10 protein-coding genes are annotated in these 10053 nt (G+C 58.9%); 5 read left to right on the top strand and 5 right to left on the bottom strand.

Annotated features, from left to right (window positions below; all coding sequences use genetic code 11):
* Positions 1–145: 145 nt before the first annotated feature.
* From HJ536_RS10515 to HJ536_RS10505, 3 genes are all read right to left on the bottom strand, one after another.
* A complete protein-coding gene (locus HJ536_RS10515; RefSeq protein ID WP_177157657.1) occupies positions 146–301 on the bottom strand; it encodes a hypothetical protein in 156 nt (51 codons plus the stop codon).
* A gap of 169 nt (positions 302–470) precedes the next feature.
* Entirely contained in the window at positions 471–2174 is a 1704-nt protein-coding gene (locus HJ536_RS10510) for a patatin-like phospholipase domain-containing protein (RefSeq protein WP_338082429.1), read from the bottom strand.
* Between the two features lie 713 nt (positions 2175–2887).
* Complete coding sequence (locus HJ536_RS10505) at positions 2888–4015, bottom strand: hypothetical protein (protein ID WP_177157655.1); 1128 nt, start codon at positions 4013–4015, stop codon at positions 2888–2890.
* Between the two features lie 250 nt (positions 4016–4265).
* On the opposite strand from HJ536_RS10505, the gene HJ536_RS10500 reads away from it, so the two are divergent.
* The 5 genes from HJ536_RS10500 to HJ536_RS10480 all read left to right on the top strand — a co-directional run bounded on the left by HJ536_RS10500 (position 4266) and on the right by HJ536_RS10480 (position 7964).
* A complete protein-coding gene (locus HJ536_RS10500) occupies positions 4266–4508 on the top strand; it encodes a hypothetical protein (RefSeq protein ID WP_176853169.1) in 243 nt (80 codons plus the stop codon).
* 183 nt (positions 4509–4691) lie between these two features.
* Entirely contained in the window at positions 4692–5441 is a 750-nt protein-coding gene (locus tag HJ536_RS10495; RefSeq protein ID WP_177157654.1) for an ABC transporter ATP-binding protein, read from the top strand.
* Complete coding sequence (locus HJ536_RS10490) at positions 5438–6358, top strand: hypothetical protein (protein WP_177157653.1); 921 nt, start codon at positions 5438–5440, stop codon at positions 6356–6358. The genes HJ536_RS10495 and HJ536_RS10490 overlap by 4 nt, the downstream gene beginning before the upstream one ends.
* Positions 6351–7346, top strand: a complete 996-nt coding sequence (locus HJ536_RS10485) for an ABC transporter permease (protein WP_177157652.1) — start codon at positions 6351–6353, stop codon at positions 7344–7346. Before HJ536_RS10490 ends, HJ536_RS10485 begins: the two co-directional genes overlap by 8 nt.
* Before the next feature lie 3 nt (positions 7347–7349).
* Positions 7350–7964 carry a hypothetical protein gene (locus HJ536_RS10480; RefSeq protein WP_177157651.1) on the top strand — a complete coding sequence of 205 codons (615 nt, stop codon included), beginning with the start codon at positions 7350–7352 and terminating at the stop codon, positions 7962–7964.
* 94 nt (positions 7965–8058) lie between these two features.
* Here the strand turns inward: HJ536_RS10480 and HJ536_RS10475 are convergent, their stop codons facing one another.
* The gene (locus HJ536_RS10475; RefSeq protein WP_177157650.1) at positions 8059–9360 is read right to left on the bottom strand and encodes a HAMP domain-containing sensor histidine kinase; all 1302 of its coding nucleotides are present in this window, start codon (positions 9358–9360) and stop codon (positions 8059–8061) included.
* On the bottom strand, positions 9357–10028 hold the full coding sequence (locus HJ536_RS10470) for a response regulator (RefSeq protein WP_176853163.1): 672 nt from the start codon (positions 10026–10028) through the stop codon (positions 9357–9359). The genes HJ536_RS10475 and HJ536_RS10470 overlap by 4 nt, the downstream gene beginning before the upstream one ends.
* Positions 10029–10053 lie beyond the last annotated feature (25 nt).

The following is a 10053-nucleotide window of genomic DNA, read 5'->3' as shown; positions in this document are numbered from 1 at the left end:
CACCCTTCAGGCTCATATCGCCATTGGATGAATGTTCAGTGGCAGGTCACCTTCACCTGCTCTTCATCAATCGCAGCCTTCTTGCTGCTCCCGCGCTCGAAGACGCCAGAAGCGCCTTCGAGTAGAGCGCGCTTCCACTGATGGATCATCGTCGCCTCTCGGTGTTTGCTTCGCAATCACCTGCCGGTAACAGATGCACGCCGAACCGGCTCGCAAGCTCGGCGGCCGTTTCCTCACCCTTTAGGGCTTCCAGCGCGACCTTCGCCTTGAACTCAGGCGCATGCTGTTTCCGCTTCGACATCTCTGATCTCCTTCTCGTCGAAGATCAGCAGACTGCAAATAGTAGCTTATGTAAGTGTCCGAATTTCGGGGGGTAGCTCACGTGCATCTTTGAGGGTCAGGCTGTTTTAAGGAACGTTGTCGCAACTCAGAAACTCTGCGCTGCGGAATCGCTTCTCCAGATACACAATTTAAACACCCGCCCCGGCACCGAGGCCGTTTCTCGGAGAAAAGTCCGGAGAGGCTACTATCCGGACATGGGCATCGTACTCAGGAAGATTTCCTGCCCCAACCCTGAACTCAGATCCGTTGCCGGGGTTCGTCTTCGATCTCTTGTCGATCTTTTCCCCTAGTTCCGCGAGGTCTTTGAGCAACGGTAACAGGGCCTGCTCCTTAACTTCAGAGGTGTTTGGGTATGTCTCCGAGACATGCTGTCTGACGAGGTCGGTATAGCTTGTAGACGTCTTGTCATTCACGACTTTCGCCACTCCGATCAAGTTTTTCTCAAGCTCAGGAAGAAGGCAGAGTGCTCGGCGCCAACGATGTTCGTTATAGTCGAAGTCGTTGACCAGCTTCTCGGCGGCGGCAAGGCCATATCCTTGCAATTTTTTGATGGTGTCACCAGTCATGTTGATATTGCTGCCGCCCTCCTTGTTTTTGAGCCTGATCGTTACGATACGCTCATGCATCCCAGGCACTTCGCTCTGAAGGCTGTCTTGCCAGTCCTTGGCGACATTTCCGATCGCAGCAAAGAAGCCAACGACGTTTTTGAATAGGTTCACTTTCATCTTGCGCCGCGGCCACTTGCCCTGCTCGAAGACAAGACGATCTGTAGCGTCGTCTCCGGCGCCCTCGTTGATTGAACCAAGCGAGATCGCAAAGGTCGGCCGCGAGGGGAGCCATGCGTCAAAGAAGTGGACTGGAAGGTTGGAGGCGATGCCGCCATCCGAGAACAGGCAGCGTACCCATTCCTCGCCTGGCTTGGCACCATGGTCCTTTCGGTAGAGGGGCACGGCCTGCAGTAGGATCGGAAAACTGAGCGACATGCGCGCGATCAAGACGACTGGGAAATCGCCGCCTGTGGGCATTGGAAACAAGTCCTTCCCCCCAGGGCCCTCAATTCTCTTCCCCACAGCAATGCTTACCATGTAATCGACCACATTCTTGGGAATGATCCTTTCGAACTCTGCGGGATTAAAAAAATAGAGCTCCGGCACCATCATGGGCAATCTGAAGGGCCGCTGCGACGTCAGGTCTGTCGTCATGGCCGCGAATGCGATCCCCGGCTTCTCCTTCCCAGAGCCGTCGGGATCTCCCCGACCGTTTGCCAAATCGCCAGTCGTCAGCGGCTTGCCGCTCCCGGCAATGCCTGCAATCTCGTCAATCTTCCGTGCCAACCAATCACTTATCCCGTTATCCACCATGCCGTCCCGCTGTGATGTACCCGGCACCATGCCATAATCGTTGGCCTTAAGCTGGGCATGAACACCACAAATGGCGGAATAGGCCAACTGACCGAGAAACCAGCCGCCGCCGATAAAAACACCTAATGCACCGAGGCCAAAACCTAGACCTGCAAAACCTGCGACAGCACTGCCTCCGGCGATCAAGGACCCGTTCCGAGCGGCTTTTTTCCTATACGGCTTCAGATGCGGCCAAATTGTCTTGATATAATCCGGCATAGAGGGCTTATTCTCTGGATCCGCCCTCAAGTCTAAGCAGTCGAGTATCGCGTCGAAGAGCGGTTCCATGTCCTTTGACGGCTGGAGGAACCTGGTAAGGTTGTCGCCAAGCTCAGACGAAAGCGCTTCAACCATTGCAAATCCGCTGGCGTCCGTCCGTCCATCCGAAGTCTGCCTTCGGTATTCAGCTGCAGCCGCGACAGTTGCAGCCATTGCTCCGGCGGATGTTCCGCCTACGGACCTCAGGCGAAAGTGCTTTCCTAGCAGGGCTATCGCTGGGGGATAAACGACACCTGACGTGGTGCCACCCTTCATGACCAGATCGCATTCCTTCAAAGTGCATTCTCCCCAGATTGAATCTAACAATGATACAACCTTCGCGAGCATCATGATGACATGTCAAACGCTTTCTGGTTGTTTTGGAAGGCTACCCGTTGCAGTGCTCTTGTCATAAGCAAGATCTGTGTCGACAAAGCCCCTGTGCTTGTGGCTGGGCTGTTTTTGAGTACAGCATAAGATCAAAATAGCGTTGCCGCTTGTCTGCTTCTTCTCAAAGGGTTCTGAAATCGCGGCAAGCACAAGTCGACGGCGACCGGCAGAAAGGGCTGAGAGCGGACCTGCGGCGGCGCAGCGCCAGAAGCGTATGCTCATAGTCGGCAGACGTCATTCCCGGCCCTGAGCGGACTTTGACCCCAGCGAATTGATGCTGCGAAGTGGCGCGTCGAACTGGTTGTTCGACGCCTGCACCAGATTTGCAGCGCGGCGGAACAAATCGAAAGAAGAGAACAAGCAGAATACACCCTTGGTGCCCGACGCTCGTGAGGATAAAGAAATTGCGAAGGGCAGATCCCGCTAGGTCCATTTTTGGTCGGCACGTCTGATTTTCGGACAGATGAGTTCCGATCTTAAGTAAGAACGCGCGTTTTTCATTCCTGCCGAGCATTTGATCTCAAAACGCCATTGAAGGCCAATTCGAAAGATGGATCGAGGGTTGTATTGTTCTTGGGCTGCAATCGGCCGTAGTTCTTCCAGTCATTCGATATGCTTCGACAATGCCAGAACTCGGCCGTCCGACTTTTGAACAAATCAGAGAATGGCAAATGCTCAAGTGAATGAGGACGCCATTGAAGCGCACCAAGCAAGCGATCAGGAACAATACACCATTTTGCCGGGCATGGTTTGGCCTCCTCGCGTTTGAATGTGTGGTCCGAGTGCCGAGCCTCGGCTTGCAATGTTGGCGACGGATATCTCCAACTGCCTTCAAACCTGACAAATCCGAACTTGGATTGGTGTGCCTGATCAAAGACATTCAGCCCGTTTGTGTGAACCAACTCGTCGATATCACAGTTCAGAACCGCCCTGGCCTTGGACAAAAACCGCAAACGCGCGATGTTCATGACGCAAGTCTGCAAAAACTGATCGCAAAGCAAATATGGGCGCTCTCCTCGGGGGCCATATGGCAAGGGAATGCTCAGGACTTTTGCCTTTTGAATTCCGGCCTTTCGAAGAACATCTTCGATCTCTTTGGGGCCATAGCCTGCGGAGCCATTATCCACAAATAGAACCGCATCTGCATTTTGATGATGGGCGTGGAATTTTGCCCAATCATGAATCCATTCCAGAGAATTATCCTTTGACAAAGTAAGCAGAACGTTGTGCGAGCGGAATGTTTCGGTGTCGCTGGCATTGACTTCGGTTTCTGCGCACCAGTTGCCAATGCGCACGGACACCTTTTGAGGAGGGTATTGCGCGGGCAATTCAATTAAGGCGTGTCTTTTGAATTCCCGAAACTTCGCATCGACGCGGATATTGTCCAAACGGAACCGCGCGGTCTTCAGAATGGTGCTCAAATTGTTCAGCCGCGGGCACACCAGAACAACTTTTCCTCTTACGTGAACCGCATCCACCCAGAGCGTGTCGGCATCGAAGTTCTGATCATATCCCGTGGTTTTATACTTGGCCGGAACCTCCGAAAGGCGCGTGTGACCGCTTCCGAACAGGGAGCAGGTCGCGAAATCTCTGGCAGAACTCACTGCGTTGAAGTTCAGTTTCATCAGAAAACCCTCCGGATTGTGCATGGCCAAGTGCGACCGGAGTACGTGCCTAAATATCGCGGCGTCTGACCTGAACCTTACGAATTTGTAATCCTTGGTTCGATGCGCGATGCATCTTGCTGGGCATTTGCAGCGCCCCTGCGCAGGCGGCACGCTTTCGAAAATTACCGATCTTTAATCTGCCGGTCATGCAAACCCATTTTCGCCCTCCCACCTTCAAGTCACACCCGATGAAAAAGGAGACTTTGAAATGAAACGGATGAAAGAATGGATGGCCGAGGTTCTGATTGCACTGGTCGTCCTTGCCAGTTTTGGATTTGGCCTGATGGCAATGGGCTTTGCTTTGGTCGTGGGCTTGGTGATTGCGCTGGCCGTCCGCCTAGTCGGGCCGCATCTATTGGCCGAAGCGGAAAAGCGCGCGTCGGAGTTACGCGAAAAGGCGATGAACCCGACCACTGGCGACACCACAGAGGCAGATCACGCAACCGCATAATTACCTCTGATCTCGTAGGACACGGCACCATCCAGTCCCGAAGGCTCCCTCCTTCGGGACTTTTGTTTTGTCCGATGGGGCCCTGAAAAAAGTGGAGACATTACCGATCAGTAATGTCTGGGCAACGCTTCGGGGCATTTTCGGGTGCGATTGATCGGCAACGGTTCGCAAAAAGGAAAGCCGATGCCTGATCCTCAGACCCCTCCCGCCGTCATCACGCGCGATTTGTCGGTTCGCTATGGCGATCATACCGCGCTGCATCCGTTGACCCTGAGCGTGGCGCAGGGCGAGGTGTTCGGATTTCTGGGTCACAACGGCGCGGGCAAAACGACCACGATCCGCCTGCTGACAACCTTGCTCAAGCCGACAGGCGGGGCGGCCTCGGTGGCGGGGCACGACATCAGGTCAGCCCCCCTCAAGGTGCGGTCCGCGATTGGCTACCTGCCAGAAAACGTTCGCCTCTACGACCGCTTCACCACCCAGGAGAACCTGATGTTCTTTGCCCGTCTGTCCGGGCTAAAGGCCAAAGCTGCCAAAGAACACGTTGCCGAAACACTGCATTTTCTGGGCATTGATCATCTGGCAGATCGCCGCGTCGGCACCTTTTCCAAGGGGATGCGCCAGCGGGTCGGGTTGGCACAAGCGATCCTGCACGCGCCCTCGGTCCTGTTTCTGGACGAGCCGACCTCGGGCCTTGACCCGATGGGCGTGCGTCATCTGCGAGAGGTCATTGATCGTCTGCGGGACAACGGCATGACCATTTTCATGAACACCCACCTGCTGAGCGAAGTTGCCCGCAGCTGCACCTCGATCGGCGTTTTGGCGCAGGGGCGTCTGGTGTTCCACGACAGCATTTCAGCCTTGGACGGGTATGACGAACGCGCACTCGAGGAGCTCTATGTCGGGGTCGCCCGCCAAGGAGAGGCCGCATGACCGAAGGCGTGATTGTACGGCAGGCGCTGTCCGGTCTGATCCGCGATCGTGGCGTCTTGCTGCTGGCGGCGATCTTTGCCGTGATGGTGTCGGTCTCCGCCTGTCTGGGCTGGAGCGCGACCCAGACGGTGAACGCGATCTATGGGCAGGCGGTGGTGTGGCTGACTGACCAAGGCGGGGTGATCCCACCGAACCCGCTGCACGAGGCGCCGCCGCTGGCCAGTTTGCGAAACCTGCCGGTCTATGTCTCTTTCCTTGGGGCCTTTGCGGCCATCGTGATCGGCCAAGCACTGGTCGAAGCAGACCGGCGTGCCGGCGTACTGCCACTGATCGGCTCACGTCCCGCGACCCCGCAGGCCGTGGCCCGAGGGCGGGTGTTGGCTCTGATCACGGCGACGGGTGGATTGATGGCTGTGGCCGCAATCGTCGCGGTGGTTGCGCTGCAGACACTGCCCGTCCAGATGCACCAAGCCGACTGGATCGCGCTGTCCCAAGCACTGGCGCTGGGTTGGCTTTATATCGCGATCTTTGGCCTGCTGGCGTTGGGACTGGCAGCGCGCCTGCCCGGAACGGCGGCGGGGCTATTGGCGGCGACGGTCATTTGGCTGGCAATCACCTTTGTGCTGCCTGCCTTGACCGGCAACGTGAACCCGACCGCCGCGATCAATCCGGTCTCTGCGCTGGCGTCCGTGCCCGACACGCCGGTGTTTCATGTGCTTTCACGTCTTTTGGGGCCGCTGTCGCTGTCCGAGGCCTTTGGTTGGGCCGAAGCGCAGATCATGGGCTACCTGCCCGAAGGGTTGCCCCCGCGCGCACCGCTGCCCGTGTTGGACCTGGGGCTGGCGACATGTGCCAGCGCCGCCTTTGCCCTCTGGGCCAATCAATCCATTGACCCGAACGGAGGCCTAGATGCCTGAGACCCTGTCCCCCACCGCGCAGATGGTCACCATCGGCCTGCGCGATGCCCGCGAAGCGTTGCGGGACCGCTTTGTCCTGATTGCCACGCTGGCCCTGACGGTGGCTGCGCTGACCTCTCTGGTGACGGGCGCGATGGCGCTGCACGGGGATGCGGCCACCTATGCTCAAGCCAAGGCGCTGCTTTTGAAACTGGGCAAAGACACCTCGGCAATCGCAGCGCCCGAGTTATACCCCTTGAAGCTGCTGCGCGGCACTATCGAGCAGATCGAGATCATGGGGGCCGTGATCGCCCTTGTGGCGGGGTATCGCGCGGCGGCGGCAGAGCGCGGGCGTCAAACGCTGGCACTGATCCTGACCCGTCCCTTGGCACACTGGCGCTATCTGGCGGCCAAACTGGCGGGGGGCGTGGGGTTGGCTATGGCCTCTCTGGGGGTGGTGTTTGTCGTCACCGCTTTGATCCTGCCCGTGGTATCGGGCGTCGGGCTAACTACGGACGATCTGCTGCGTCTGGCCATCACGTGGGGCGCAGGTGTGCTGTATCTGTCGGCGCTTTATGCCTTGGGGTTCGGGCTGTCCTTGTGGGCGCGATCTCCGGTGGCGGGCCTGATCGGAGCATTTGCCTTGTGGCTTTTGGTCGTGCTCGTGGCCCCGCAGATCGGCGATACGATGGACCCCGATAACCAAGTCGCAGGCGGCATCTATGCGCAGCTGTCTGTCCCCAAAGCCGAACAGGACCGCATCAAAGCCGGCTTTGCCACCTATGAAACGATCCGCGGCGGCATCGAGCAGGCCTCTGTCACCAAGCATTTCGAGCGGTTCACCTTTGCGGTTCTCGGGATCAAGGACACCTACACGGGCAAGCCCCTTGGTCCGGTCCTGACCGAAAAATCCGGCGATCTGCTGTTCCTGATTTTCTTCACCCTCGGCTTCGGCGGCCTTGTGCTGCTGCGCCCGATTGACCCCGACCGTCTGACCAAGGAGACCTGACCCATGAAGACGCTTTCCCCCGCTCTCGCCATTCTGCTGCTAATCGGCACGCTATCGCCCGCGTTGGCGGCTGACACCGATGCGGATGCCGATGGTATTCCCGATATCGCCGAACCCTTGCTGCATACCGATCCGATGAACGCGGATACTGACGGCGACGGCATCGGTGATCTGGCCGACAGTGACGCCATCAACGCCCCGAGCCCTATTGCTGAGGGTGGTGCCGCAGCCACCTATCGCATTGGCGAGCTGCTGGTTGAAAACAATGTTGATCCCGTGGCCAAGAAAGACGCCCCTGATCATCTCGAACTACAGGTATTCAACGACGGCAGCGCGGACCTGACCGACTATACGCTGTTCTATACCTTTACCGACAACGACAGCGGCGTGACCGAAGCCTATGTCGTGCGTCCCGCGGTTCTGATCCCCGCAGGCGGCGAAGCGCGCATCCACGTGGACGAAGGCACCATGCCCGGCCACCTGAGGGCGAACCCCAACTCGATCTACCTGACCTCGATGGCGGGCAAGCATGTGACGGCCACCCTGCAAGCCACCGGTCAGGCAGCCGTTGAGGCAACCGTTGAAAAGGACCCGGGCGGAGCGGAACAAGCGGACTAATCCGGCGTCCTGAACATCTCATGGGTGACTAAAAACGCCGGTGGACGATGGGTCCGCCGGCGTTTTCCGTTTCGATATATTGCCCCGTGTCCATTCAGTCAGGAAACGCGATCCTGACCTCTAAACCGGGGCTGGCGTCCCCAAGCGCAAGGGGCGCGCCATGCAGATCCGCGATGGCCTTAACCATAGCAAGCCCGAGGCCCGAACCAGGGGTCGATCGGCTTGCCTCGAGCCGCGCGAGACGGCGCAGGACAACGTCTCTTTGGTTTGCCGGAATGCCCGCGCCACCGTCCCGCACGATCAGCGTCCGCCCAATGACGGCCAGATGGATGTCCGTTCCTGCAGCATGACGCAAAGCGTTCTCGATCAGGTTGGCGATCAGGCGTGACAGCAGGTTGCGGTCCCCGGTCACGGGCAGCGGCCCGTTCAGGGCATGGGTCAGGTGAATGCCTGCATCCTCGGCCGAGGCGTCGTAAATCTCGGCCATGTCAGCGACCAGAGCCCCCAGATCAACGGGCCCGAAGGTATCGCGGCCTTGCCCGCCCTCAAGCTGCGCGATTTGCAGAAGGGACTGAAAGGTATCAATGATTTGCGCCGTTTCCGTGCGCGCCTGATCCAGCTGATCACGGGCATCCTCCGGCAAATCCGTATCCCCCAACGCCTCGAGACGGACCGCCAGCCGCTGGATCGGGGTCTTCAGATCATGGGCAATGTCCGCGCCGATCTGGCGCAAAGCACCTGTGGCGGCCTCTTGGGCTTCGGCCATGCGGTCCAGATCGCGCGAGATGTCCCCCAGATCAGTGTCGGGATGGGGGCTGCCAACCCGCGCGGTCAAAGTCCCGCCAGCAAGCGTGTGAAGCGTGCCGCGGATCGCCTCAACGCGGGCACTGGTGCGCCGCACCACAACAATCCCGATGGCAGAGGTCAGCATCAACGCAGGCAGCAAAGCAAACCCGAGGATCGCCACGAATGTCTCGCTCAACTCTGCCACGCTATCGCGGCCGACGGCGACCAGCAGCGCACCGGGGGCCAGATCTGCGCGGCGCACAAGATAGCTGTCCGCGATAGGCTCCGGCAGGGCAGTGGCGTCCGCATCGATGATGCCTTCGGGCAGGTCCGAGACGCTGCCGACCGTTTGATCCCCGATCGTCAGCCGCAGCAGCATAGCCCTTGGATCGGCGGCTGAGATGATCTCGTGCGCGCGTTCCAGCCGCTCTTCGGGTTCGGGGATGGCGCGCAAATCCTCGATCACCTGCTCTGCGCGCAGGGTGATGTCCGCAGCCAACGCATCCCGCATCACCCAGAACGCCATCGCAAGCCCGACGGACATGAACAGGGTGAACACCGCGATCAGCAGCACCGAAAGCCGCAGTGGGGTCGAACGCAGGGTCTTCATTCGGCGATCCGGTAGCCAGAGCCTCGGACCGTCTCGATCAGGGTGACCTCGAAGGGTTTATCCACCTTGGTGCGCAGGCGGCTCATGTGGCTTTCGACGACGTTGGTTTGCGGGTCAAAGTGAATATCCCAGACCCCTTCCAGCAGCATGGTCCGGGTCTGCACGCGCCCTTTGCGCCGGAGCAGATGCTCCAGCAGCGCAAACTCGCGCGGCTGAAGGTCGATGGTCTGTCCCCCGCGGGTGACCTTGCGGGTCAGCAGGTTCATCTCCAGATCAAGGGCCTTCAGGATCGTCGGCTCATCGCTTGGCGGAGGGCGGCGTGACAGCGCCGTCAGGCGCGCCGAAAGCTCCCCAAAGGCGAAGGGTTTGGTCAGATAGTCATCGGCGCCCGCGTTCAGCCCTTCGATCCGGTCATCCACCCCGCCCAAAGCGGTCAGCAGCAGAACCGGAACAGGCTTCTTTGAGGCCCGCAGTGTGCGCAGGATCGACATGCCGTCCACCTCGGGGACCATGCGGTCCAGAACCATCACATCATAGCTGCCGGTCATCGCCTGCATCAGACCATCGCGGCCATTGTCCAGCAAATCGACAACATGCCCTTCGGCCCGAAGCCCCGAGGCGATGTAGTCGCCGGTTGTCGGATCGTCCTCGATCACCAGAATATGCATGGGGCCTCCGAAGGGGATAAAGTGG

The organism is Donghicola mangrovi (assembly GCF_013377535.1).
Taxonomy (GTDB): domain Bacteria; phylum Pseudomonadota; class Alphaproteobacteria; order Rhodobacterales; family Rhodobacteraceae; genus Donghicola; species Donghicola mangrovi.
The sequence above is the reverse complement of the archived record's forward strand: the minus strand, read 5'-3'. Positions and strand labels throughout refer to the sequence as shown.

Coding starts and splice junctions, on each gene's coding strand:
- HJ536_RS10515 (WP_177157657.1), bottom strand. CDS start 301: ATGTCGAAGCGGAAACAGCATGCGCCTGAGTTCAAGGCGAAGGTCGCG.
- HJ536_RS10510 (WP_338082429.1), bottom strand. CDS start 2,174: ATGGCTGCAACTGTCGCGGCTGCAGCTGAATACCGAAGGCAGACTTCG.
- HJ536_RS10505 (WP_177157655.1), bottom strand. CDS start 4,015: ATGAAACTGAACTTCAACGCAGTGAGTTCTGCCAGAGATTTCGCGACC.
- HJ536_RS10500 (WP_176853169.1), top strand. CDS start 4,266: ATGAAACGGATGAAAGAATGGATGGCCGAGGTTCTGATTGCACTGGTC.
- HJ536_RS10495 (WP_177157654.1), top strand. CDS start 4,692: ATGCCTGATCCTCAGACCCCTCCCGCCGTCATCACGCGCGATTTGTCG.
- HJ536_RS10490 (WP_177157653.1), top strand. CDS start 5,438: ATGACCGAAGGCGTGATTGTACGGCAGGCGCTGTCCGGTCTGATCCGC.
- HJ536_RS10485 (WP_177157652.1), top strand. CDS start 6,351: ATGCCTGAGACCCTGTCCCCCACCGCGCAGATGGTCACCATCGGCCTG.
- HJ536_RS10480 (WP_177157651.1), top strand. CDS start 7,350: ATGAAGACGCTTTCCCCCGCTCTCGCCATTCTGCTGCTAATCGGCACG.
- HJ536_RS10475 (WP_177157650.1), bottom strand. CDS start 9,360: ATGAAGACCCTGCGTTCGACCCCACTGCGGCTTTCGGTGCTGCTGATC.
- HJ536_RS10470 (WP_176853163.1), bottom strand. CDS start 10,028: ATGCATATTCTGGTGATCGAGGACGATCCGACAACCGGCGACTACATC.